21 protein-coding genes are annotated in these 23678 nt (G+C 72.2%); 12 read left to right on the top strand and 9 right to left on the bottom strand.

Going from position 1 to position 23678, the window contains the following annotated elements; all coding sequences use genetic code 11:
- The first annotated feature begins 12 nt into the window (after positions 1–12).
- From LX83_RS27680 to LX83_RS27695, 4 genes are all read left to right on the top strand, one after another.
- Entirely contained in the window at positions 13–861 is an 849-nt protein-coding gene (locus LX83_RS27680) for a class I SAM-dependent methyltransferase (protein ID WP_253776570.1), read from the top strand.
- Between the two features lie 3 nt (positions 862–864).
- Positions 865–1593 (top strand): class I SAM-dependent methyltransferase, encoded by a 729-nt coding sequence (locus tag LX83_RS27685; protein WP_253776571.1) that lies wholly within the window; start codon positions 865–867, stop codon positions 1591–1593.
- On the top strand, positions 1593–2432 hold the full coding sequence (locus LX83_RS27690) for an LLM class flavin-dependent oxidoreductase (RefSeq protein ID WP_253776572.1): 840 nt from the start codon (positions 1593–1595) through the stop codon (positions 2430–2432). Before LX83_RS27685 ends, LX83_RS27690 begins: the two co-directional genes overlap by 1 nt.
- 107 nt (positions 2433–2539) lie before the next feature.
- A complete protein-coding gene (locus LX83_RS27695) occupies positions 2540–4021 on the top strand; it encodes a DHA2 family efflux MFS transporter permease subunit (protein ID WP_253776573.1) in 1482 nt (493 codons plus the stop codon).
- A gap of 15 nt (positions 4022–4036) precedes the next feature.
- Here LX83_RS27695 and LX83_RS27700 read toward each other — a convergent pair whose 3' ends face one another.
- Both LX83_RS27700 and LX83_RS27705 read right to left on the bottom strand, forming a co-directional pair.
- Complete coding sequence (locus LX83_RS27700) at positions 4037–5446, bottom strand: MFS transporter (RefSeq protein ID WP_253776574.1); 1410 nt, start codon at positions 5444–5446, stop codon at positions 4037–4039.
- Positions 5443–6327, bottom strand: coding sequence for an alpha/beta hydrolase (locus LX83_RS27705; RefSeq protein ID WP_253776576.1), 885 nt, complete (start codon positions 6325–6327; stop codon positions 5443–5445). Before LX83_RS27705 ends, LX83_RS27700 begins: the two co-directional genes overlap by 4 nt.
- Positions 6328–6445: 118 nt before the next feature.
- On the opposite strand from LX83_RS27705, the gene LX83_RS27710 reads away from it, so the two are divergent.
- Together LX83_RS27710 and LX83_RS27715 are read left to right on the top strand one after the other, a co-directional pair.
- Positions 6446–7405, top strand: a complete 960-nt coding sequence (locus tag LX83_RS27710; RefSeq protein WP_253776578.1) for a LysR family transcriptional regulator — start codon at positions 6446–6448, stop codon at positions 7403–7405.
- 184 nt (positions 7406–7589) lie between these two features.
- Positions 7590–8786 (top strand): right-handed parallel beta-helix repeat-containing protein, encoded by a 1197-nt coding sequence (locus LX83_RS27715; RefSeq protein ID WP_253776580.1) that lies wholly within the window; start codon positions 7590–7592, stop codon positions 8784–8786.
- A gap of 28 nt (positions 8787–8814) precedes the next feature.
- On the opposite strand, the gene LX83_RS27720 is transcribed toward LX83_RS27715, so the two are convergent.
- Positions 8815–9207, bottom strand: coding sequence for a winged helix-turn-helix transcriptional regulator (locus LX83_RS27720; protein WP_253776581.1), 393 nt, complete (start codon positions 9205–9207; stop codon positions 8815–8817).
- A 122-nt stretch (positions 9208–9329) separates the two neighbouring features.
- On the opposite strand from LX83_RS27720, the gene LX83_RS27725 reads away from it, so the two are divergent.
- Positions 9330–10163 carry an enoyl-CoA hydratase/isomerase family protein gene (locus LX83_RS27725; RefSeq protein ID WP_253776582.1) on the top strand — a complete coding sequence of 278 codons (834 nt, stop codon included), beginning with the start codon at positions 9330–9332 and terminating at the stop codon, positions 10161–10163.
- A 136-nt stretch (positions 10164–10299) separates the two neighbouring features.
- On the opposite strand, the gene LX83_RS27730 is transcribed toward LX83_RS27725, so the two are convergent.
- The gene (locus tag LX83_RS27730) at positions 10300–12816 is read right to left on the bottom strand and encodes a tetratricopeptide repeat protein (protein WP_253776583.1); all 2517 of its coding nucleotides are present in this window, start codon (positions 12814–12816) and stop codon (positions 10300–10302) included.
- 501 nt (positions 12817–13317) lie between these two features.
- Between LX83_RS27730 and LX83_RS27735 the strand changes: the two genes are divergently transcribed.
- The 5 genes from LX83_RS27735 to LX83_RS27755 are packed head-to-tail and all read left to right on the top strand — an operon-like array spanning position 13318 to position 17406.
- The gene (locus LX83_RS27735; RefSeq protein WP_253776585.1) at positions 13318–14676 is read left to right on the top strand and encodes a sensor histidine kinase; all 1359 of its coding nucleotides are present in this window, start codon (positions 13318–13320) and stop codon (positions 14674–14676) included.
- A complete protein-coding gene (locus tag LX83_RS27740) occupies positions 14673–15134 on the top strand; it encodes a roadblock/LC7 domain-containing protein (RefSeq protein WP_253776586.1) in 462 nt (153 codons plus the stop codon). Before LX83_RS27735 ends, LX83_RS27740 begins: the two co-directional genes overlap by 4 nt.
- Positions 15135–15175: 41 nt before the next feature.
- Positions 15176–15517 carry a DUF742 domain-containing protein gene (locus LX83_RS27745; RefSeq protein WP_253776645.1) on the top strand — a complete coding sequence of 114 codons (342 nt, stop codon included), beginning with the start codon at positions 15176–15178 and terminating at the stop codon, positions 15515–15517.
- Between the two features lie 28 nt (positions 15518–15545).
- Positions 15546–16175, top strand: coding sequence for a GTP-binding protein (locus LX83_RS27750; RefSeq protein ID WP_253776587.1), 630 nt, complete (start codon positions 15546–15548; stop codon positions 16173–16175).
- Positions 16168–17406 carry a styrene monooxygenase/indole monooxygenase family protein gene (locus LX83_RS27755; RefSeq protein ID WP_253776588.1) on the top strand — a complete coding sequence of 413 codons (1239 nt, stop codon included), beginning with the start codon at positions 16168–16170 and terminating at the stop codon, positions 17404–17406. Before LX83_RS27750 ends, LX83_RS27755 begins: the two co-directional genes overlap by 8 nt.
- Before the next feature lie 88 nt (positions 17407–17494).
- On the opposite strand, the gene LX83_RS27760 is transcribed toward LX83_RS27755, so the two are convergent.
- The 5 genes from LX83_RS27760 to LX83_RS27780 all read right to left on the bottom strand — a co-directional run bounded on the left by LX83_RS27760 (position 17495) and on the right by LX83_RS27780 (position 23551).
- Positions 17495–18691, bottom strand: a complete 1197-nt coding sequence (locus LX83_RS27760; protein ID WP_253776589.1) for an acyl-CoA dehydrogenase family protein — start codon at positions 18689–18691, stop codon at positions 17495–17497.
- Between the two features lie 2 nt (positions 18692–18693).
- Positions 18694–20520, bottom strand: a complete 1827-nt coding sequence (locus tag LX83_RS27765) for an FAD-dependent monooxygenase (protein WP_253776590.1) — start codon at positions 20518–20520, stop codon at positions 18694–18696.
- Between the two features lie 42 nt (positions 20521–20562).
- A complete protein-coding gene (locus tag LX83_RS27770; protein WP_253776591.1) occupies positions 20563–20784 on the bottom strand; it encodes a ferredoxin in 222 nt (73 codons plus the stop codon).
- Positions 20785–20803: 19 nt separating this feature from the next.
- A complete protein-coding gene (locus LX83_RS27775) occupies positions 20804–21982 on the bottom strand; it encodes a cytochrome P450 (protein WP_253776592.1) in 1179 nt (392 codons plus the stop codon).
- Between the two features lie 132 nt (positions 21983–22114).
- Positions 22115–23551 carry an MFS transporter gene (locus LX83_RS27780; RefSeq protein ID WP_253776599.1) on the bottom strand — a complete coding sequence of 479 codons (1437 nt, stop codon included), beginning with the start codon at positions 23549–23551 and terminating at the stop codon, positions 22115–22117.
- Between the last annotated feature and the right edge of the window lie 127 nt (positions 23552–23678).

Below are 23678 nucleotides of genomic sequence, written 5' to 3' on the forward strand. Positions count from 1 at the left end.
CCGAGGAGAGCCATGACGTCCGCGATGTACCAGCCCGACACCACCCGCACCTTCTACAACAAGTGGGGCGCCAACGAGTGGAACCGGTTGGAGAGTTCGTTCGAGAACCGCATCAACTACCAGATCCACCGCACCATCCTGGGTGAGCTGGTCAAGCCCGGCGACCGGGTGCTGGAGGCGGGCGCCGGCCCCGGCCGGTTCACCCTGGAGCTGACCCGCGCGGGCGCCGAGGTCACCGTGTGCGACCTGTCCGACGTGCAGCTGGCCATCAACGAGGAGAAGGTCACCGAGGCGGGCCTCGCCGGCAACGTCACCGGCTGGCACCAGGCCGACATCGTGGACCTGAGCCGGTTCAAGTCCGCCAGCTTCGACGCGGTGGTGTGCGTGGGCAGCGTGCTCAGCTGCGTGCTCGACCGCATCCCGGACGCGTTCGACGAGCTGGTCCGGCTGGTCCGCCCGGGCGGCACGGTGATCGTCAGCGTCACCTCCCGCTACGGCTACCTGCGCGCCGGGCTCAACGCGATCCTGCCGATGGTCGCGGCCGGCGGACAGCTCGGCGCCATCGACAAGGCCGTGGCCACCGGTGACATCGCCAACGTGCAGGCCGACTTCGAACTGCTCACCACGCACTTCTTCACCTGGGACGAGTTGCGCACGCACCTGACCTCGCGCGGCTGCGAGATCGTCACCGCGTCCGCGTCGAACTTCCTGTCCGCGGACACCCCGCTGCTGGACGAGTCGCTGCTGGCCGACCCCGAGGTGCTGGCCGCGTTCACCCGCTGGGAGCTGGAGGCGTGCCGGGCGCCGGGCAACATCGACGGCGGCACGCACATCATCGCCGCGGCCCGAAAGGCGGCCTGAGGCGTGCAGGGCTACCAGCAGTCCACCTACGGCGACCGGATCGCCGACAGCTACGACCAGCTGCACGGCAACTGGTCGCCGACGGACACCGTGGACACCGTGGTCGAGCTGGCCGACGGCGGCCCCGTGCTGGAGCTGGGGGTGGGCACCGGCCGGGTCGCGCTGCCCCTGGCCCGGCGCGGGGTGAAGGTCACCGGTGTGGACGTGTCCGAGCCGATGCTGGCCCAGCTGCGCGAGAAGGACCCGGACGGGCTGGTGGAGACCGTGCTCGGCGACTTCATCGACATGCCGGTGCGGGGCCGCTTCAAGGTCGTGCTCGTGGTCAACTCGCTGCTCCAGCTGGCCGGCGCGGACACCCAGCGGCTGTGCCTGCGCAACATCGCCAGGCACCTGGCGCCGGACGGCGTGCTGGTGCTGGAGGAGGCCAACCCGGCGGCGTTCACCCGGTCCGGCCTTGAGGTCCTCCGGATCACCTCGGACGAGCTGCACCTGCTGGCCGCCCAGTACGACCCGGTGCACCAGCACTACTTCGCGCAGCACGTGGTCCTGCGGGACGGCCAGACCCGGCTGCACCCGATGGCGCTGCGGCTGACCTCCACCTGCGAGCTGGACCTGATGTGCGAGGCCGCCGGGCTGCGGCTGGTCGGCCGGTGGGGCGACTGGGCCCGCACCCGGCCGTTCCTGGCCGGGGACCGCTCGCACATCTCGCTCTACCGGCCGGTGGAGGCGTGATGGAGTTCGGGTTCTGCTTCGGCACCCTGCTGCGGGCCGACCCGGGGCCGCAGCGGCTGTGGGACCTGGTCGCCGAGGTCGAGCGGGTCGGGTTCGACTCGGTGTGGCTGTACAACACCAACGGCGCGCTGCCGCCGGTGCTGGACCTGGTCACCGAGGTGCTGCGGCGCACGCAGCGGCTGCTGGTGGGACCGCACGTGCTGGTGGCGGCCGGGCTGCCGGCGCTGCCGCTGGCCGAGCGGTTCAGCGCGCTGGCCGCGGCCTCCGGCGGCCGGTTCGTCGCCCAACTGGGCCTCGGCGGGCCCAGGGAGGCGCTGATCCCCGATCCCCGGCTGGCGGCGCGGGCGATGGAGCAGCTGCTGGCCGACCTGGCCGCGTTCTTCGACGCCGACGACGCGCTGGCCCGGCCGCCGGTGTGGCTGGGCGGGCACTCGGTGCGGGCGGCAAGGCGGGTGGCGGCCACGGCCGACGGGTGGGTGCCGTCGTTCATCGCCCCGGCCGAGTTCGGCGCGCGGCGGGCGATGATCGACGAGCTGGTGGCGCGGCGTGGCGGGCGCAAGGAGGTCACCCACGCCGTGCAGGTCGTCTACGTCCCGCCCGAGCTGGACGGGCAGGACTGGCTGGCCGCGCAGCTCGACGACGAGGTGCGGCGGCACAAGCCGGGCTTCGCCACCGCCGACATCTACGCGTTCGGCGGGTACGGCGCGGTGGTCGACCGGGTCGCCGAGTTCCGCGACCACGGGGCGCACCACGTGATCCTGGTGCCGGCCCGGCCGCCCGCCGACCCGGCCGAGGAGATCGCCCGGCTGCACGAGGAGGTGGTCCGGGCATTTCGGTGACGCGGGGCGGACGGACTGGGATATTGTTCGTCCGCTTCGTCGGGACCACGCAGAGTGACCAACCCGACACGCGATCCGACCACCCCTCACAACCCAACGAGGTGCCCATGTCCGACACCCGGCCGGACACGACCGAGCCGAGTCCACCCACCGAGTTCGACTGGCCGCTCATGCGCACAGTGCTGGTCATGGTGCTGGGCGGGATGATGGCGTTCCTCGACGCCACCATCGTCAACGTCGGCGTGGAGACACTGCGCACCGAGTTCGGCGCCGGGCTGGACACCATCCAGTGGGTGGCCACCGGGTACCTGCTGGCGGTCGCCGTGGTCACCCCGCTGACCGGCTGGCTGATCGACCGCTTCGGCGGCCGGCGGATGTGGCTGACCGGGCTGGTGGCGTTCGTGATCGGGTCGGTGCTGTGCAGCCTGGCCTGGTCGGCGCCGGTGCTGATCGCGTTCCGGGTGCTCCAGGGCTTCGGCGGCGGCATGCTGGAGCCGATCATGCTGGCGCTGCTGGTGCGCGCGGCCGGCCCGGCCCGGGTCAGCCGGTTGATGGGGCTGCTGGGCGCCATCACCGTCGGCCCGGTGCTTGGCCCGCTGCTGGGCGGGGTGATCCTGGCCAACCTCGACTGGCACTGGCTGTTCCTGATCAACGTCCCGATCGGACTGGCCGCGATCGCACTGGCCCTGCGCTACCTGCCCGCCGACACCCCGGCCACCGCGGGCGGCGCGCCCCGGGTGGACGTGCTCGGCATCGCCCTGCTCTGCCCGAGCAGCGCGTTCCTGATGTACGGGCTGTCGCGGGCGGGTGACGGCAACGGTTTCGCCAACACCCCGGTGCTGACCGGTCTGGTCGTGGGTGGGCTGTTCCTGGCGGCCTACCTGGTGCACGCGCTGCGCACCAGGACCACGCCGCTGATCGACCCGCGCCTGTTCACCCGCTGGACCTACACGGCCAGCGCGCTCGGCATGACCGTCCTCGGCGTGGTGCTGTTCTCCCTGCTGTTCCTGATCCCGCTGTACTACCAGGAGGTCCGCGACTACAGCCCGCTGGCGGTCGGCCTGCTGCTGGCGCCGCTGGGCGTGGGCACCCTGCTGGGCAACCCGGTGGCCGGCCGCTACAGCGAACGGCTCGGCGCCCGGGTGCTGGTCCCGATCGGCGGGCTGGTCATCGCCGCCACCGCGGTCGTGTTCATCACCGCCGGCCCCACCACCCCGGTGGCCTGGCTGGTGCCGTGGACGCTGCTCGCCGGCTTCGGGGTGGGCTTTGTCGGCGCCCCCACCATGGGGTCGCTCTACCGGACCGTGCCCGGCGACATGGTGCCCCGCGCCACCAGCGCCGCCATGGTGCTGCACCAGCTGGGTGGGGCCTTCGGCGTGGCCATCGTCGCCCTGGTGCTGCAGCGCAACCTGCTGACCGCGACCCAGGAATCGGCCTACGGCAACACCTTCTGGACGCTGGTGGTGGCCGCCGGCCTGATCTTCCTGGCCGGTCTGTCCCTGCCCGCCAGGCAGCGCACCACCCCGCCGGGCACCACCCCGCCGGGCACCACCCCGCCGGGCACCACCGCGCCGGACGCCACCGGCTGACCGGGGCTCGACCGGTCAGCGGTCGACGGTTGGTGGCCCGGCTGGCCGTGCCCGGGCCACCACCGCCGCCATGCCCGCGGCGGCGGCGAAGACCACGGCCTGGTAGGTCATGGCGTGCCACAGCGCGCTGCCCGCGTCGGGCGCGGGTCCGAAGTAGACGACCCCGGCGATGGCGACCCCCAGGGTGCCGCCCAACTGCTGCGCGGTGGGCAGCAGCCCGGACAGTGAACTGACGGCCGCTGGCCGGACCCGCGCCAGGATCTGGGCGAAGACCGAGGCGGTGAACACCCCGAAGCCGAACCCGCCCACCGCGAGCACCAGGGCCAGCACCCAGCCCAGCCCCGGCACCCCGAGCGTCACGGCGACGAGCAGGCACACCGCGGCGAACGCGGCGGCCGAGGCGGTCAGGGCCGTGGCGCCGAAGCGCCGGCCCAGCCGCTCCGCGAGCACGCTGCCGACCAGCGCGCCCGCGGCGTACGGCGTGATGACCATTGCCGTCCACAGTGGACTGTAGCCGAGCGCGCCCTGGGCGTGCAGCGACAGCAGCAGCGTGAACGAGGGGACGCCGGCGTTGAACACGAACACCAGGCCGATCCCCCACCTCGTGGCCGGCTCGGCCAGCGCGGTCGGGTGGATGAGCGGGTGCGCGACCCTGCGCTGGGCGACCGCGAACCCGGCCAGCAGCACCGCGGCCAGGGCCAGGCTCAGCCACGTCCACAGTGGCCAGTCGGCGTCCCGGCCCAGCGTCAGCGGCAGCACCAGCAGGGCGAACCCGGCCAGGCTCAGCCCGGCGCCGACCGCGTCGACGCGGGACTCCCGGCCCCGCCGCCCACCGCCGGCGGGCAGTGCGGGCGCCAGGAGCAGGGCGAGAACCCCGACCGGCACGGGCAGCAGCATGGCCGCGCGCCAGCCCAGCCCGAGCGGATCGGCCTGGAGCAGCACACCCCCGAGCAGCGGGCCGGCCAGCGACGCCAGCGCCATGGTCGCGCCGTAGGCGCCCAGCGCGCGGGCCCTGCGCTGGTCCGGCAGGGCCGTCTGGATGATCGACAGGATCTGCGGCGCCATCAGCCCGCTGCCCAGTCCCTGGAGCAGGCGGCCGCCGACCAGCGGCCCGGCCGTCGGGGCCACCGCCGCGATCACCGCCGCCACGGTGAACACGGCCATCCCGAGGACGAACAGCCGGCGGTAGCCGTGCCGGTCGCCCAGTCGGGCCGAGGTGATCAGCGAGCACGCGAAGGTCAGCGTGTAGCCGGCGAGCACGAGCTGCCCGGTGCCCGGGCCGGCGCCCAGGTCCCGCTGCACGTCGGGCACGGCCACCTGCATCACCGTCACGCTGAGCAGCTGCACGAAGGTCCCGGACAGGACCACGGGCAGGACCAGGCGCGGGGCCCGGACCGGCCGGGACACCCGCGACGTGACGGTCACCTCGGGTCTCCGTGCGCGGTGTTCACGCCCGGTGCCAGGCTGGCCAGCAGCGCCGCGAGGTCGTCCGGCCGCGTCACGAACGGGGAGTGCCCGCCGGGCAGGGACCGCACCTGGAACGGGTGCTCCGGCGTGGTCCGGTCGGCCTCCCTGATCATCAGGTCCTGGGTGCCCAGCGGCAGCGCCAGGTCGTCGGTCAGCCGGACGTAGGTGCGCCGCACCCGGCCCCAGCGCTCGGCGGTGACCGGCACCGGCTCGGCGAACACGGCCGTCGGCAGGTCCGGGTGCAGCAGGTGGCGCCAGCCGTCCGGGGCGGCCGCGGGCAGGTCGTTCAGGAAGGCCCGGCGGATGGTGGCGACCAGGTCCGGGTCGTCGGACAGCGGGTTGATCCGGAACGCGCCGAGTTCGGCGGGGTCACCGACGGGCGGGATGATGACGGCGTCCGCGTTCTCCTCCGCGCCGATGTAGTCGGCGAACCTCGGCCGCCCGGCCGGGACGAACGCCGACAGGTACACCAGGTGGTCGACCAGGTCGGGCGCCCGCTCGGTCGCGGCGGAGGCCGGACCACCGCCGGCGCTGTGCGCGACCAGGACCACGTGCCGGAACCGGGGGCGGACGTCGGCCAGCACCGCGAGCACGGCGTCGGCGTTGTCCCGCATGGTCACGTCGGCCACGGCCGACTTCTCGGTGGCCAGGCCGGGCTGCCCGGCCAGCAAATAGCCGGACGGGACGGGCGCGTCGATCCCGTGGCCGGGCAGGTCCACCGCGATGCTGGCCAGGCCGTGGCCGGCGAGGGCCCGCTGCGTGGCCGCCCAGTGCACCGAGGAGTGCCACGCGCCGTGGACCAGCACGAACAGGGTCTCGGCTGGCGGAAGCTGAGTCATGGGTGCGCCTTTCTGGCTGGTGTTTCTGGTGCCCCCAGCTCACCCGCCAGACGCCCGCGCTATCCACTTCCATATCTGACTTCGCCCCGCGCGATATCTCTGACGTATCGTGCGCCGGGTGGAAGCTCGACACCTCCGCTACGCCCTGGCCCTGGCCGAGCACCAGCACTTCGGCCGCGCGGCGGCGTCCCTTGGCATCGCGCAGCCGCCCCTGTCCACCCAGATCGCCGCGCTGGAGCGGGAGGTCGGCGAGCGGCTGTTCGACCGCACCCCCCGGGGCGTGTTCCCGACGGCGGCCGGTGCGGCGTTCCTGGCCGGGGCCCGCCGGGCGCTGGACGAGATGGCCGGCGCGGTCGTGGACGCGGGGCGGGCCGCGCGCGGCGAGACCGGCCGGCTGCGCCTGGGGTTCATCGGTTCCGCGTTGCTCGCGCCCCTGCCCGCGGTGCTCGGGCGCTTCCGCCGCACCCATCCGGACGTGCGGCTCGCCGTGCAGGAGATGGAGAGCCCGGCGGGCACGGCCGCGCTGCTCGCCGGCGAACTGGACGTGGCCGTCGGGCGGGCCACCCCGCGCGGGGTGGGCGCGGAGAGCCTGGTCACCGTGCCGTTCTGGACCAACCACCTGGTGGCCGTGGTGTCGACCGCGCACCCGCACGCCGGGCGGTCGACCATCGGCGTGGACCAGCTGGCCCGGGAGGACCTGGTGATCACCCCACCGGACAAGGAACCGGCGGTCAGCGCGATGCTGCGGGCGCTGTTCGCGCCCGAGCGGTGTCCGCTCGACGGTGCCACCGTGGCCCGGGACGTGCACACCATCGTCGGCCTGGCCGCGTGCGGTGTCGGTGTGGGGCTCGGGCCGGACAGCATGCGCCGGGTGGCCCGCAACGACGTCTGGTTCTGCGACGTGACGCCTCGGGTGCGGCTGCCGGACCTGCTGCTGTCCTTCCGCGCGGCCGACCGCTCACCCGTGCTCGCCGCGTTCCTGGACACCGTCCGGCGAACCTGCCCGGACGTGGAGTCCCGGCTGGACCGGCTGCTGGCCGCGCACCCGGACACCGCCGCGCGCCGGGCAGCCGGCTGACCGGGCGGTTGACAGTGCGCGCGGTCGCTGGTTAGCGTCCGGAACACGGGCCCGGCCGAGGTTGGCCGGCCCCTCCTCGGATCGGATCAGCGCCGCGGCGACGGCGCCCGGTTGGCCGGTCGCGCCGACGCCCACCGGGAATGGACAGCACCGGACCACCCGACCGCCTGCCCCGGAGCCGAGCATGCCCGTCCGCCCACTGTTCACCGCGCTCGTCTGTGCGCTGGCCACCCTCGTCCCGGCCGCCCCGGCACTGGCCGAGTCACCAACCCTGGTGGTGGCCACCAACGGCAGCGACACCAACCCCGGCACGCTGGCGCAGCCGCTGCGCACCATCCAGAAGGCCGTGGACCTCGCCCAGCCCGGCCACGTCATCCTGGTCCGCGGCGGCACGTACGCGGTCACCACGAACATCCAGATCACCAGGAGCGGCCAGCCGGGCAACCCGATCACCCTGGCCAACTACCCGGGCGAGCACGTGGTGGTGGACGGCGAGCGGCTGCCGGCCAGCCACACCCCGGTCGGCGGCAGCATCCCCAGGGCCGAGCGGGGCGTGTTCCACCAGGAGGCGTCGCACTGGCGGGTGATCGGGCTGGAGATCATCCGGGGGCCGTACGCGTACTACTGCGCCGGCTGCGACGACAACGTGTTCGAACGCCTGGTGACGCGGGACAACTACGAGAGCGGTTTCCAGTTGCAGGGCGCGTCCAGCAACAACCTCATCCTCAACCTGGACAGCTACGGCAACCACGACCCGCGCAAGAACGGGGAGAGCGCCGACGGCCTGGCCATCAAGGAGGGCTCGGGCACCGGCAACGTGGTGCGCGGCGCGCGGCTGTGGAACAACGTGGACGACGGCTTTGACGCGTGGCTGTTCGCCTCCCCGATCCGCGTCGAGCACAGCGTGGCCTACGGCAACGGCGTCAACCGGTGGAACTTCCCGGACTTCGCCGGCGACGGCAACGGTTTCAAGCTGGGCGGCGGCAGCCCGGCCCCGGCCGTCGCCCACGTCGTGGCCAACACCGTCGCCTTCGCCAACGCGGCCCACGGCTACACCGACAACGGCAACCCGGGCGCGCTGACGCTCACCCGCAACACCGCCTACCGCAATCCCGGCACCGGCTTCGACGTGGACCGCTCCAGCTCCACGCTGACCGGGAACCTCGCGGTGGGCAACACGACGCCGGTCGCGCTGGGGTCCTCGTCGTCGGGTTCGGGCAACTCCTGGGACATCAAGAGCGGTTGGTCCGACGCCGACCTGGTGAGCACGGACCAGTCGGTGCTCACCGGACCGCGGGACGCCACCGGCGCCATCCGGTCCTCCAGCTTCCTGCTGCCCCGCGACCACCCCGCCCTCGGCGCCCGCGTCGGCGCGCCGTGACGTCGGCGGCGCGGCACCGGGTGGCGGACTAGGACCGTGCGGCGTGCTGACGCCGGTCGTAGTCCTGCTGGCACCGCTGGATCTCGTCCGCGTGCGCGGTCGTCCAGTCGTAGAGGTGTCCGAAGGGCTCGCGCAGGGATTCGCCGAGCGGGGTGCGGGAGTACTCGACCCCGATCGGCGCGGTCGGCAGCACGCGCCGGTCGATCATCCCGTTGCGCTCCAGGCGGCGCAGGGTCTGGGTCAGCACCCGCTGGGTCACGCCTTCGAGGCGGCGCTTGATGTCGTTGAACCGGCGCGGCCGGTCGAGGACGGCCAGCACCATCATCGACCACTTGTCGGCGATCTGGTCGAGGATCGGGCGGCTGGGGCAGTCGGCCCGGTAGACGATGCCCGGGTCCGTGCCGGTGTCGGAAGCGGTCATGTCGGTATCCTCCGCGATCCTTGCGATGCCGAAAGTGCGTTATTGACGCCGATCTCCCGGCGCCGCAGCCTAGGTATACATCAGGAACCTAGCTGCCTGACAGGTACGGATCGGAGATCTTCGTGCACCACGACGCCTACGCGACCCTGCGCGTGCGCCACGAGGCCGGCATCGCCCGCGTCACCCTCGACAACCCGCCCGTCAACGTCCTGGACGTCGCCCTCATGGCCGACCTGCGGCGGCTGTTGACCGGGCTGCGGGACGACGACTCGGTCCGGGTGATCGTGTTCGACAGCGCCGACCCGGACTTCTTCATCGCCCACGTCGACATGTCCCTGGTCGACGCGCCGGACGCCGTCGACGAACTCGCGGCCGACACACCCGAGGGCGTCAACGTCTTCCAGTCCCTGGGCGAAATGCTCCGGCACCAGCCCCAGGTGACGATCGTCAAGCTCGCCGGCCTGGCCCGCGGCGGCGGGGCGGAGTTCGTCACCGCGGCGGACATGGCGTTCGCGGCGATCGGTCGCGCCGGCCTCGGCCAGATCGAGGCCCTCATGGGCATCGTGCCCGGCGGCGGGGGCACCCAGTACCTCGCCAGCCGGATCGGCCGCAACCGCGCGTTGGAGGTGGTGCTCGGCGCCGACCTCTTCGACGCGCGGACCGCCGAGCGCTACGGCTGGGTCAACCGGGCCGTCCCCGCCGACGAACTCGACGCCTTCGTCGACCGCCTCGCCCGCGACATCGCCGCGCTGCCCGAGGGTGTGGTCGCCGCGGCCAAACGCGCCATCGTCCCCGACGACCTGGCCGAGGGCTTCCTGCGGGAACACCACGCCTGGGCCGGCCAGATCGCCCTGCCCTCGGCCGAGCGGTTGCTCCGGGGCGGACTGGCCAACGGCGCCCAGACCCGCGACGGCGAACGCGACCTGGAGGGTCTGTTCCGCAAACTGGCCGGCTGATCAGCGGAGCGGCGGAGGACACCGCACGAGCGCGCACCCCGACGGCGATCTCGTGCGGACCGTCCACAGTGGAGCGCGTGCCCGGTTTCCCACCCGTTGGGCCAGGGGCACCAGGTCACCGGCTACGCCTGTCCAGTCATTCGCCAGCCCGATCACGTGTGCTCACCGATGAACGCAAAGCAGCAACCTGAGCAGCGCGCCACAGCAACCTCGACTGCACCGGGAAGATCTCGAACGTTTTCCTCCGCCATTTCTCGGCTTTCGCCCGGTCACCCCACTGACCGAGTTTCACCCAGTAGTCCAGCATGATCGCGAACGCGGTTCGCCCACGCCGGCCGTCGACCGGCCAGTCGGTGCGAGCGTGGAGTGTCGCCAGTTCCTCGTACTCGGCGCGCACCGTCTCGTCCGCGAAGTCGCTGTGCGCCAGCCGTCTGCCCCACACCTCAAGGACCGACCACAGCAGCGGCAGGCGCGGGGTGTGGTGCTCGGTCACCCGTGCCAGCCGCCGGGCCGCTTCCACCAGCGCCGCCCTCCCCTCCTGCGGCCTGCCGCAGTCGTACAGACACGCCGAATAGTTGAACAGCACCTGACCGAAGCTCGGATTCAACGGATCCGGGTGGGCACTCTCGCGTTCCCGATATATCGAGACCGACTCCTCCATCGTCTTGAGTGCCTCATCGTGCCAGCCGAGGTCGCTGTAGCGGTTCGCCAGATTCATAATCATCAGCGGCAGGTGGGCCTTGGCGCGTTCGTCACTCGCCACGGCCGCTCGGCACTCGGCGACCGCTCGTTCCATCGCCTTCGCCGCTTTCGCCGGCTGCTTCCTGTTGTGGCGCGCTTGCGAACGACACCACCACACGCTGGCCCGCAGGTAACCGTCGTCACCGCTGCCGTATCGTTCGGCCTCGGCCAACACCCTGTCGCACACCTTCAGCGCCTCGTCGTGGCGACCGTTGTTGTCCAGTTGCGTCGCGTAGTTGCACAGCGCGCGGAGGTAATGGTCCGCGCAGCGTTCCGGCTGATCCGGCACGATCTTCTGGAACAGGCGGATCGCTCCGCGGTAGTGCTCAAGGGCCTCGTCGAACCGATTGGCCGACGTCAGGGCATCCGCCAGCGCCAAGTGCAACCCGGCTTCGGCGACCACATCGCGGTCCACGCCATCGTGGAACTGTCGCAGCGCCTGCTCGGCGATGGCGATCTTCAACTCGCAACTGCGGTGCGTGTGCGGCATCTGTTCGGCCACGTACCAGAGGATGTTCCGGTCGGTCACTCCGTCGACGGACTCGATCAGCGCTGCCTGCATGAGGTCCGGGCGGGCGAGATAGGACGTCAACGCGGCCGCCACGAGCCACAACCTGTCCGCGCCACTGGCCACGATGGTGCCCAACGCGTTGCGCACGCTGGCGTGTTGCTCCGCGGCCCTGCCGAGCAGGGTGCACAGCGTGAACTGCTGTTCGGTGGTGACGGCGGCCCTGCCGACCGCGACCGCCAGTTCCGGCTGTTCGACCAGCACGTCGGCGACGAGACGTTCGCAGAGCAGGTCCGGTGTCACGGAGTTCAGCCAGCGTTCGCCGGGATGCAACTCGTGCGCCCAGTCCGCGTACTGGCCGCGCACCCGCTCGTGCTCGCCACCCAGGTCCGGGACGCGGTCCATCAACTCCACCGCCTCGTCCCTGCTGGTCGCGCCGCAGCAACTGGCAATCGTGATCACGGTGCGCAGGGTTCTCGGCTGGGTGTGCGGCAGTGCCAGCGCCTGCGCCGTCATCTTCCAGTAGCGCTGTTCGTGGTGCAGCACCCGGGCAGCGGGGTCGCGGTAGGCCCTCGTTGGTTCGACCGCGTCCTGGTGGTCCAGCAGCGCGGCCAGTGCCGCCATGTGCAGGGCCAGCGCGGACGCGAAGCGCTGCTGCGCGAGATCGTCGGGCGGGACCAGTTCCACCCGCGGCCAGCCACCGTGGTCCGCGAACGCCAGCAGGGCCTGGGTGAACAGGCGGGAGCGGTCCGCCGGATCGCCGAACAGCGGGGACAGCGCGTGTTCCGCCTCGTCCATGAGCGCGGCGATGCCGTCATCGACCACGGCGGCCTGCAGCTGCGGCCACCACTCCGCCGCGCTCCTGGCCAGCAGGAGCAGCCGCAGCCGACCCGCGCCGGCCGGTCGGGCGGCGGCCACCTCCAGCAGCGTTCCCACCTGCTCGGGCTGGCTCTCCGCGTAGTCCACCACCAGCAGCGTGTCGGCCGGCAGTGCGCACAGTTCGCCCAGCGTCGACTCGTCACAGCCGGTGCGCAGGCGGCCGGCGGTCCACCCCCGACCCACCAGCAACGCGATCATCTCCAGTGCCAGGCGCGTCTTGCCCTGGCCACCCGGGCCCGTGCACAACCGGATCCCGATGGGCTCGTCCGTGCCGCACCACGCGACGAGGTCGTCGAGTTCGTCGCCCCGGCCGTGGAACGGCACGATCTTGTACTCACTGCGCAGCAACGCGCTGGGTGGAAACCTGGCTGGCAGGCTGGGCTCGGGCAACAAGGCCCGCTGCGCGAGCGGCGGCCGGGAGGTGTCGTAGAAGTTGACGCCGCCGAGCACCGTTCCGGCCTGGACCAGCGGGCCGAAGTTCGTCCCCACCCTGTTTTCCACGCGATCACCCGACTGCTCGGCCATATTCCTCACGGTAGCGTTCCCGCGGCGCGGAAATGTCAGATAATAATAATTCCAGCCGACATGGTTCCGCCTTGTCCGCATTGAGCGAAACGATCTCGCCGAACCGCGCCAACTGGTGCGCTGAACCGTTGGTTCGGTGGTAGCCGTGGTCGGCGCACCGGAGGATTCGGCCGCGAAGCCGAACGCACGGGGGATTCGATGTCGAACGGCTCCCCGAGAAAATCTTCGGGCAGGTCGAACTGGCCAGATTCGTGACCACAGTGGATGTCGGCTGCCGCGCACGACGGGTGCCCGCCGGCGTCCGCCACTGGGGCGAGCACCGAGCAGACCCGGTGTCACCGCGTGGTGACAATCGCCGTGCACCGCGGTCGCGGACAGTGATCCAGGTCCACTTGGCACAACGACGGTGGACAAGATCGGGTGACTCTGCTTGCATAGCTGCCGTTGTCGACCGTGTGGCCGCCTGAGTCAGGCGCGTGCGCGACAGAAAGTAGTGGTTAGATGGCTACCCGGGCGCGAACACTGCTGGACCGCTCACGGGTGCTGCTGGACCGCTCACGAGTGGCCGCAGCACAGTTGCTCGGGGCGCCCCGCCCCGCACCGCCGGTCCGGCCGGCCGGTGAGCACCGGTCCCCCACTGCCCAACCGTCCACACCAGACACGTCCACATCGGACGGGGCGAGCCCTGCCGGGACCAGAACCGCCGACCCCCAGGCGCAGCGCCCGTCGAGCGCGGCACTGGCCGGCATCTGCGACAGCATCGCACTGCGCGACCTCAACCTGCTGGACGCCCTGCTCTCCCAACTGGAGGCGATGGAGGCCAAGGAGGAGGACACCGACCGGCTCGCCGAGCTGTACCAGATCGACCACCTGGCCACCCGGTTGCGCCGCAACGCCGAGAACCTGCGCGTGCTCGCCGGCGGCGGCACCGACCACGCCGTGTCCGAGACCGCCTCCCTGGTGGACGTGGTGCGGGCCGCCATGTCCGCGATCGACCACTACGCCCGGATCACCATCGGGCGGGTGGTTTCCCTCGGCGTGGTGGGGTTCGCGGCCGAGGACCTGAGCCGGCTGCTGGCCGAACTGCTGGACAACGCCGCCAACCAGTCGCCGCCGAACTCGCCGGTCCGGGTCAGCGCGCACCTCACCGAGCAGGGCAGCATCCTCATCCGCATCGAGGACGAGGGCATCGGGCTGCCGCCCGAACGGCTGCGCACGCTCAACGACCGGCTGGTCAACGCGCCCGTGCTGGACGACGACGCGGTGCGGCACATGGGGCTGGCCGTGGTCGGCCGGCTGGCCAACCGGCACGACATCCGGGTGTCGCTGGACCGGCGGATGCCGCACGGCACCACCGCGACCGTGCTGCTGCCCGCCGCCCTGGTCGGCGAACTCCCCGAAGCCAACTGGTCCGGCGGGCAGACCGTGGTGCGGCCCGGTGGCGCCACCCCCGCCGCAGCCCCGGTCGAGCGGCCGGCCAGCGTCGAACCGCGGCCGGCGGCGCCGGTGTCCAGCACGACCCCGGCCGGCCTGCCCCGGCGCGCGCCCGCCGCGCCGGCACCACCCCCGGCCGGCCCGTTCGGCGCCGGCCAGCCCGGAGTCGGCCAGCCCGGGGCGCGGGGCGGGGTCACCGCCAACGGCCTGCCCCGTCGCGTCTCGCGCAGCCTGAAGAACCCGTCCGGTGACCCCGGCACCCCGAACGCGGCACCGCCACCGCCAACCACCGGTGGTGATCCCGACCGGCTGCTCGCCGATCTCGACGCCTTCACCGCCGGCGAGCGGGAGGCGCTGGACGAGCAGCGCGCCCGCGAGGCTGACCAGCAACAACCAGTTGAACAACCAGTTGAAGGAAACCAGTGACCGCTGAGAACACCAGCTCCCCGGCCAACAACTTCGCCTGGCTGATCAACGACTTCGTCCGCAAGGTGCACGGCGTCAGCCACGCGCTGATCATGTCCGCCGACGGGTTCCCGCTGACCGCGTCGGACTCGGTCAGCACCGACGACGCCGAACAGCTCGCCGCCATCGCCAGCGGCCTGCTCAGCCTGGCCAGCCGCAGCGCGGCCCTGTTCGACAAGGGCGCCTGCGAGCAGATCATCATGCGGCTCAGCAGTGGCTACTTCCTGTTCATGGGCATCGGCACCGGCGCGGGGCTCGCGGTGCTCACCAACCCGGACTGCGACATGAAGGTGGTCGGCTACGAGATGACCCAGTTCGTGGCCAACGCCGGGCACGCGCTGACCCCGGAGATCCGCTCCGACCTGCGCCAGGTGCTGACCGCGCGCCGAGCCCAGGGTCAGTCCGGCGCGAGGAGGTGAGCACGCTGTCCGACGGGAGCAGGCCCGGTCAGCCGCAGCGGATGCGCAGCAAGCGGATCCGCCCGTACGCGCTCACCGGGGGGCGCACCAGACCGCGCCACGAGCTGCTGATGGAAACGCTGATCTCGGTGCCGAACTACGACCCGAACCTCAGCGACTCGCTGATGCCGGAATCCCGGACGCTCTACGAGCGGGCGCGCACCCGGGTGTCGATCTCCGAGCTGTCCGCGCTGCTGTCCATGCCGCTGGGGGTGGTCCGGGTGCTGGTCAGCGACCTCGCCGCGCAGGGCGCGGTCTACGTCCACCCCACGGCCGCCGCCTACCAGCACGACCCGGACGTGCTCAAGAAGATCCTCGATGGGCTCAGCCGACTGCCGGTGTGAGGCGGCGTCGGGAAACGGAGACGTGACAATGAGCGGCGCAGAACGCCCTGACGCCACCCACGCGCCCGACCCCGGGCTGTTGACCGTGTCCGCGAAGATCGTCATCGCGGGCGGCTTCGGCGTGGGCAAGACCACGTTCGTCGGCTCCGTGTCCGAGGTGCCACCGCTGAACACCGACGCGTGGATGACCGAGGCCAGCGAGGGCGTTGACGACCTGCCGCCGGACGCCAGCAAGTCCACCACCACCGTGGCCATGGACTTCGGCCGGATCACCCTGCACGACGACCTGTTGCTGTACCTGTTCGGCACGCCCGGGCAGGCGCGGTTCTGGTTCCTGTGGGACGACCTCACCCGAGGCGCGCTGGGCGCCATCGTGCTGGTGGACACCAACCGGCTCGACCAGTCCTTCGCCGCGATCAACTACTTCGAGAACGACTCGGACCTGCCGTTCATCGTGGCGGTCAACCGGTTCGACGGACAGCTGCGCCACGACCTGGACGAGGTGCGCGACGCGCTGGCGCTCAGCCCGGACGTCCCACTGACCACGTGCGACGCGCGCGACCCGGCCTCCGCCGTCGGCACGCTGCGCGAGCTGGTCTCCCACACGCTGTCGCTGGCAGAACTGTCGGATCCCAGGAGGATGCGCACGCATGCGTAAGGTCCTAATCGTCGGTGCCGGCCAGTCCGGTCTCCAGCTGGCGCTGTCCCTGCAGGAGCACGACTACGACGTGACGGTGATGTCGGCGCGCACACCGGACGAGATCCGCGCCGGTCGGGTCCTGTCGACCCAGTGCATGTTCGCGGACGCGCTGGCGGTCGAGCGCGCGCACGGGTTGAACCTGTGGGACGACGTGGCGCCCAGGATCGCCGGCCAGGGCCTGTCGCTGGGCGCGCCGGACGGCACCCGGATGCTCAACTGGATCAGCGCCTGGGACAACGGCCCGGCCCAGTCCATCGACCAGCGGGTGAAGATGCCCGCGTGGCTGGAGCTGTTCGAGGACCGGGGCGGCAAGGTCGTCATCCACGGGGTCACCACCTCCGACCTGAACGGGCTCGCCTCCCTGTACGAGCTGACGATCGTCGCGGCCGGCAAGGGCGAACTGGTCCAGCTGTTCACCCGGGACGCCTCCCGGTCCCCGTTCACCGCGCCGCAGCGGGCGCTGTCGGTGTCCTATGTGCACGGTGTGGAGTCCCGCCCGGACCGGCCGGGCTCGACCGACGTGTGGATGAACATCGTCCCCGGGGTGTGCGAGCTGATCAACATTCCCGGTTACACGCTCAGCGGCCCGTGCGACATCTTCTACGTGTCCGGGGCGCCGGGCGGGCCGTTCGACTGCTTCGCCGACCGACCCGGTCCCAGTGAGCACCTGGCCCGCCACCTCGAACTGTTCCGCCAGTACCTGCCCTGGGAGTACGAGCGCTGCCGCAACGCCGAACTGACCGACGCCAGGGCGACCCTGGTGGGCGGCTACGCGCCGGTGGTCCGCCACCCGGTCGGTGAGCTGCCGTCCGGCCAGTTCGTGCTCGGCATGGCCGACGTGGTGGTGGCCAACGACCCGATCACCGGGCAGGGCGCCAACAACGCGGCCAAGTGCGCCGAGGCCTACCTGCGCGCCATCCTGGAGCACGGCGACCAGCCGTTCGACCGCGCCTGGATGCAGCGCACGTTCGACCGGTACTGGGAGCACGCCCAGTACGTCACCCGGTTCACCAACACCATGCTCCACCCGCCGGAGCACGTGCAGGCCATCCTGGGCGCCGCGCAGACCAACGAGGCCGTGGCCAAGCGCTTCGTCAACGGGTTCAACAACCCCACCGACTTCCAGCACTGGCTGCTCGACCCGCAGAAGACCCAGGACTACCTGGTCAGCGTCGGCGCCGCCGGCTGAGGTGACCGGCCGGGCCCTGCTGGTGCGGGCCCGGCCTCGGGACGACCACCGTGTCTGTCCATTGTGGCCGGTTGCGGGGTTGGCGCGCTCAGAGGCTGGGCACGACCAGGTCCAGGCCGAAGAACGCGCCCCCGTACAGCTCGCGGCCGAGCCGCGGGTTGAGCATCGCGTGCCTGGCCGCGGTGTTGGCGTCCCGCCAGTACTGCTGCAGCGGGTTCGACTCGGCGAAGGCGCCCGCGCCGTGCGCCCACATCAGTTCGTCCAGCGCGACGGTCACCAGGTTCACCGCCTGCCCGACATCACCCCGGATCCGGCGGAGGTCGTGCTCGGCCAGCGGGCTGGCCGAGGTGGCGGCCGCGTCGATGGCGTCGGCGGCCCGGTTCACGTGCAGCTCGGCCGCGTCGATGGTCAGCGCCGTCCGGCCGATCTCGGACACGAACGTCTGGGAGTCCGGTTGCCTGGTGTACCGGTGGCTGGGCGCGATGCCCCGGCCCGGCGCGCGGTCCACGACCACGGCGAGCGCGGCCTGGCCGATGCCGACCACCACCGACGCGCAGATGACGGCCATGGCCGCGATCGCGGCCGTCCGCAGCAGCGGCGGCAGGGTGAGGTCGGCGGCGTTCTCCCGCCCGCGCTGCACCTGGCCCGAGATCACCCGGTGCTCGGGCACGAAGGTCTCCCGGAGCACGACGGTGTGGCTGCCGGTGGCCCGCATGCCCACGGTGCGCCAGGTGTCCTCGACGGTGATGTCCGCGGCCGGCACCAGCATGGACAGCGCGCCCACGGGTTCGCCGTCCAGGTCGACCTCCTTGGCGACCAGGATCGCCCAGTCGTCGTGCAGGATGCCGGTGGCGTACGGCCAGGTGCCGGTGAGCAGGTAGCCGCCCTCGGTCCGGACCGCGGTGCCCGCCGCCGCGAAGACCGAGGCCAGCTTGGCGCCGGGGTTGTCGCCGAACACCTCGTCCTGCGCGGCCCGGGAGAACTTCGTGGCGAGCAGGTTCGAGCCGTTGATGTTGTTGACCACCCACGAGGTGGACGGGCAGTAGTGCGAGAGGGCCTTGGTGACCTCGCTCAGGGTCCGGACGTCGGTCTCCAGCCCGCCGTAGCCGCTCGCGGTCCAGAGCATGCTCAGCTGGGCGTCGTCGATGGCCCGCACGGTGGCGTCGGGCAGTCGCCGCTCCCGCTCTCCCTCGGCGACGCCGTCGGCGAAGATCGGCCCGAACTTGTGGACCCGGTCCACGAGTTCGGTGCGCAGTTCCCTCGGGTCGGTTCGGCTGTTCGTCATGGTCACCACTCCGCGCGCTCGGCAGTGAGGTTGGTGCGGTCGTCGGCCGGGGCGGGGCGACCGAGGATCTCGTGGAACACCGCGGCCAGTTCCTCGACCGGCGACCCGCTCGCGGTGCTGCTGCGCCAGGCCACGTGGTTGTCCGGGCGCACCAGGATGGCGCCGTCGTCGTCGATCTGGCGCACCGCCGCCCAGGTGCCGTCGGCGTCCCAGTAGCCCGCCGCGTCGCACTTGTTGCCGATGGGCACCACGGTGAGCGCCACCCGGTGGGTGTCCGCGGCCTGCTTGGCCGCGACCGTCCAACCCTCCCCCAGCGGCCCGGTGATCAGCACGAAGCCGCCGCCGCTGCCGACCAGGTCGTGCGTTGAGACGCGGGTGTCGCCGTGGGCGAGCCACGCGTGCGGCAGCCGGTGGCCCGGCCGGGTGACCGGGTGGTAGGTCCTGCCCATCGGGTCGCGCGGCGGTGCCGGTGTCCCGTCCGGGACCAGCGCACCGGCCGGGTAGGCGTAGCCGATCTCGATGTCGTGCGCCTGGTACTCGGTCCGCTGGGTGCCGAAGACCTCGCGCACCACGGCCCGCCGGGTCTGTCCCATCGGCGTGTCGGACAGGAGCTGGCGGAAGCTGGCCCTGGTGAGTTCCGGCGGCTGCCCCGGCAGCTTGCCCAGGCTGGCGTACAGCGCCGCGTGGTTGCGCAGGCAGGCCATTGACCAGTTCACGTTCTGCTGGGCGACGGGCAGCCGCTCGGCCTCGTAGGAGTCGAGCAGCGCCTCGTCGGCCTGGCCGCCGAGCACGGCCCCGAGCTTCCAGGCGAGGTTGTGCGCGTCCTGGATCGCCGAGTTCAGGCCGAGTCCGGTGGCGGGCGGCTGCCGGTGCGCGGCGTCCCCGGCGAGGAAGACCCGGCCGACCCGGAAGGCGCGCGCCACCACGGCTTCCGGCCGGTACTCGCTCACGCGGTGGATGCGCAGGTCCAGGTCGGGCAGCTTCAGGTGGTCGCGCACGGTGGCGCTGATCGCCGCCGGGTCGAGGTCGCCCTGGGCGCCCGGCGGCAGCCTGAAGTGCAGCACCCACTCCTCGCACGCCAGACCCCAGCTGGGCCCGGCCGCGACGATCACCGACGTGCTGAACGGCCCGCCGTCGGGGCTGACGAAGTGGGTCATCATCACCGAGTCACCCGGCCACCAGCGGGACAGGTCCGCGCTGAAGTGCACCGAGATCACCGTGAACCCGCCGCCGGCGCCGTCCATGGGCACGCCCAGCGCACCGCCGATGCTCCGGCCGCCGTCGGCGCCGATCAGGTACCGGGCGCGGACCGTGCGCGTCTGGCCGGTCGACCGGTTGGTGATGTGCGCGGTCACGCCGTTCTCGTCCTGGGTGAACTCCTCCAGCGCGTGGTGGAAGAGCAGCTGGCCGGGCGCGCGCTGCTCGGCGTGCCGGAGCAGCAGCGGCTCCAGCCGGTGCTGCGGCAGGTTGGTGGACGGGCCGGGGCTGTCGGCCGCGTACGGCCCGGCGGTGCCCCGGCCCCCGAAGGAGTCCATCCGGTACAGGTCACGCGCGTCGAGTTCGCCCTCGCCGGCCAGCGAGGTGCGCCAGACGACCTCGCTCATGTTCGCCAGCGGCGTGCTGATCCGGTAGACGTCGTCGGCGATCCCGTGCTGCCGGAACATCTCCATGGTGCGCTGGTTCAGGTAGTGCGCCCTGGGCAGGCCGGAGGTCGTCTCGCGGCGCTCCACCAGCAGGTGGCGCACGCCCACGTCGGACAGGAAGATCGACGCGGCGAGCCCGCACCCGCCACCGCCGACAACGAGAACTGGCACGTCTACGTCAGACATTGGTTTCCTTCAAGGTGTTGGGCGAACGCCTGGTCGGGCAGGTCACTCGCGGCGGGCCGATGTGTGCTCGTGCAGGACGATGGCGGCGGCCGGGCACACCAGGCTCGCCTCCCGGACCCGCTCGCGCTCGTGCTCCGGCGGAGTCGCGTCGAGCAGGGGCACGGTTCCGTCGTCCTCGCTCTGGTCGAAGACGGTCGGCGCGATCGCGACGCGGTTCCCGGACGCGACGCACCGGCTCCTGTCGACCTCGACCTCCGTGGTCATCTCCACGTCCTGTTCCGGGTCACCAGGTGACCGGCAGGCTGTTCACGCCGAAGACCAGCGCGTTGGTCCGGTAGTCGATCTCGTCCTGCGGGACAGCCGGCCGCAGCGCGGGGAACCGGGTGAACAGCGCCGGCAGCGCGACCCGCAGCTCCACTCGGGCCAGTTGCTGGCCGAGGCACTGGTGCGGGCCGTAGCCGAAGGTGAGGTGGTGCCGGTTCGCCCGCCGGCGCACGTCCAGCCGGTCCAGGTCCTGGTCCGGGTCGGTGCCGGTGAGGTCCCGGTTGGCGGCCAGCGCGGACACCACGACCCGCTCGCCCTCGTTGATCTTCTGGTCCCGCACGCACAGGGTCTCGGCGGCCTGGCGCGGCAGGATGGTGGCCGGCGCGACGTAGCGCAGCAGTTCCTCGACGGCGCCGTCGACCGCCTCGGGGTCGTCGCGCACCACCGCGAGCTGGTCGGGGTGCTGGAACAGCAGGGCGACGCTGGCCGCGAGCGTGTTGGCGATCGTCTCGTGCCCGGCGATGAGCAGCATGCTGCCGATGCCCACCAGCTCGCGGTCGGTCAGCTCGTCGCCGTGCTCGCGCACCAGCCGACCCAGCACGTTGTCGCCCGGCTGTTGCCGGTGGCGCGCCACGAGCTGGGCCATGTAGGCCTCCATCTCGGCCGTCTTCTCCAGCTGCACCTCCCGGCTGGTGTTGACGTCCACCACGGCCTTGGTGCGGCGCTGGAACTCGTCGCGGTCGGTGTAGGGCACGCCGAGCAGTTCGCAGATGACCAGCGTCGGAATCGGGGTGCAGAACAGCCGCACCAGGTCCGCGCCCGGTCCGGCGGCCGCCAGGTCGTCCAAAGTGGACGAGACGATGTCCTCGATCCTCGGCCGGAGTTCCCGCGCCCGCCTGGTGGTGAACGACCCGGTGAGCAGCCGCCGCAGCCGGGTGTGCTCCGGGCCGTCGTAGCTGAGCAGGTTGCCCTCCTGGTGCGGCATGCCCCCGCCCATCCGCAACCCGCCGCTGCCCAGCACGGCCTTGGCGTCCTCGTACCGGGTCACGAGCACCGCGTCGAACGCGCCCAACAGCGGGCTGGGCACCTTGATCCGGCGCAGTTCCTCGTCCTGCCGCGCCGCGCGGAGGTCGGGGGCGGGGGCGAACGGGCACCCGGTGGCTCGCGCGTCGATGGGGGACACCCTGGGTTCGGTCATGAGATCGCCTCTCTGCTCATGAGGAGTAAGGGCATGCGACAGCCGCACGTCCGCGGCGGAGCGCCGGTGATCGACCGGACCGCGACGGGCCGGATCATCCACAGTGGACGCCGGGGCGCGGCGCGCCGTGACCTACTGGACCGCGGAGCGCTGCGGCTCGGGCTGGCGTGGTCGCGCGGGAATGGCGGCGCCGATCGCCGTGGCGAAGACCGCGCCGACCATGCCGACCACCGCGATGAGCACGAAGGCCTCCCGCAGCGGGATGGCCGTCGCGCCGCGCGCGACGCTGAGCCCGGCGAAGATCGCGCCGACCACGGCGCCGGACAGCGACGAGCCGATGGACCGCATCAGCGTGTTGAACCCGTTGGCGACCCCGGTCTCGGTGGCGGGCACGGCCATCATGATCAGCGCGGGGATCGCGCCGTAGGCGAAGCCGACCCCGGCGTTGCTCACCACCGTGCCGATCACCAGCATCGTGGTGGAGTCCATCCGGACCAGGCAGGCCGCGAAGCCCAGGCCGATCAGCGCGATGCCCAGCAGCAGCGTGAACTTGGGGCCGCGCGCCGAGGAGAGCCGGGCGCCGAACGCCGAGGCGGCCATCATCGCCAGCCCGGCCGGCAGCATCAGCAGGCCGGTCTGCAGCATGGACCGGCCCAGCCCGTAGCCCGTGCTCACGGGCAGCTGCAGCAACTGGGACACCATCAGCACCTGCGCGTACAGGGCGAAGCCCACCACGACGGAGGCGATGTTCACCAGCAGCACCGGCCGCCGGGCCGCGGTGGCCAGGTCGATCAGCGGGTCGGCCACCCGGCGTTCCCACCTGCCCCACAGCACCAGCACCGCCGCGGCCGCCACGACCAGGCCCACGGTGGTGCTGCTGCCCCAACCCCACTCGCCGCCGTAGGAGATCGCCAGCAGCAGCGCGGTCAGTCCGGCGGTCAGGCCCAGCGTCCCGAGGACGTCGAAGCGCCCGGTGGCCAGCGGCGGGGTCGCCGGGACCAGCCAGACCGCCAGCACGCCGAGCACCGCGGTCAGCGCACCGATCGTCCAGAACAGCAGGTGCCAGTCGGCGAACTGGGCCATCGCCGCGGCCAGCGGCAGCCCGACCGCCGCGCCGATGCCCACCACCGACGAGGTCACCGCGATCGCCGAGCCGAGCCGCCGCCCGGACAGCACATCGCGCAGCAGGCTGATGCCCAGCGGCACGAGCCCCATGCCGATGCCCTGCAACCCGCGCCCGATGATCACCGGGGCCAGCGAGTCGGCCACCGCGCACAGCAGCGAGCCCAGCGTCACCAGCCCCAGCACGATCAGCACCAGCCGGCGCTTGCCGTAGAGGTCGCCCAGCCGGCCGGTGACCGGGCTGGTGACCGCCCCGGCCAGCAGCGTCGCCGTGACCACCCACGAGGTGCCTGCGGGGCTCGCGTGCAACAGCGTCGGCAGCTCGCCGAGCAGCGGCACCATCAGGGTCTGGTTCATCGCGGCCACGCCCGCCGCGAGCGCGATCACGGCGGCGACAGCACCTTTGGCCGGCACCGGCGGGTGCGGATCAGCGAACGCTGCGCACATCGTGTTCACCTCGATGGCTCTGGAGAACGTCGTCGACTCGATCGACCGCACCAGCGTAACATTATTTGGCACTCAGCGCTATTTTGGCACTGAAAGACAGATCCAGGCCTGGTCTGCGCGCGCGGCC

The sequence above is a fragment of the Goodfellowiella coeruleoviolacea genome, from assembly GCF_024171785.1.
Classification (GTDB): Bacteria; Actinomycetota; Actinomycetes; order Mycobacteriales; family Pseudonocardiaceae; genus Goodfellowiella; species Goodfellowiella coeruleoviolacea.

Coding starts and splice junctions, on each gene's coding strand:
- LX83_RS27680 (WP_253776570.1), top strand. CDS start 13: ATGACGTCCGCGATGTACCAGCCCGACACCACCCGCACCTTCTACAAC.
- LX83_RS27690 (WP_253776572.1), top strand. CDS start 1,593: ATGGAGTTCGGGTTCTGCTTCGGCACCCTGCTGCGGGCCGACCCGGGG.
- LX83_RS27695 (WP_253776573.1), top strand. CDS start 2,540: ATGTCCGACACCCGGCCGGACACGACCGAGCCGAGTCCACCCACCGAG.
- LX83_RS27705 (WP_253776576.1), bottom strand. CDS start 6,327: ATGACTCAGCTTCCGCCAGCCGAGACCCTGTTCGTGCTGGTCCACGGC.
- LX83_RS27715 (WP_253776580.1), top strand. CDS start 7,590: ATGCCCGTCCGCCCACTGTTCACCGCGCTCGTCTGTGCGCTGGCCACC.
- LX83_RS27720 (WP_253776581.1), bottom strand. CDS start 9,207: ATGACCGCTTCCGACACCGGCACGGACCCGGGCATCGTCTACCGGGCC.
- LX83_RS27730 (WP_253776583.1), bottom strand. CDS start 12,816: ATGGCCGAGCAGTCGGGTGATCGCGTGGAAAACAGGGTGGGGACGAAC.
- LX83_RS27735 (WP_253776585.1), top strand. CDS start 13,318: ATGGCTACCCGGGCGCGAACACTGCTGGACCGCTCACGGGTGCTGCTG.
- LX83_RS27745 (WP_253776645.1), top strand. CDS start 15,176: ATGCGCAGCAAGCGGATCCGCCCGTACGCGCTCACCGGGGGGCGCACC.
- LX83_RS27750 (WP_253776587.1), top strand. CDS start 15,546: ATGAGCGGCGCAGAACGCCCTGACGCCACCCACGCGCCCGACCCCGGG.
- LX83_RS27755 (WP_253776588.1), top strand. CDS start 16,168: ATGCGTAAGGTCCTAATCGTCGGTGCCGGCCAGTCCGGTCTCCAGCTG.
- LX83_RS27760 (WP_253776589.1), bottom strand. CDS start 18,691: ATGACGAACAGCCGAACCGACCCGAGGGAACTGCGCACCGAACTCGTG.
- LX83_RS27765 (WP_253776590.1), bottom strand. CDS start 20,520: ATGTCTGACGTAGACGTGCCAGTTCTCGTTGTCGGCGGTGGCGGGTGC.
- LX83_RS27770 (WP_253776591.1), bottom strand. CDS start 20,784: ATGACCACGGAGGTCGAGGTCGACAGGAGCCGGTGCGTCGCGTCCGGG.
- LX83_RS27775 (WP_253776592.1), bottom strand. CDS start 21,982: ATGACCGAACCCAGGGTGTCCCCCATCGACGCGCGAGCCACCGGGTGC.
- LX83_RS27780 (WP_253776599.1), bottom strand. CDS start 23,551: ATGTGCGCAGCGTTCGCTGATCCGCACCCGCCGGTGCCGGCCAAAGGT.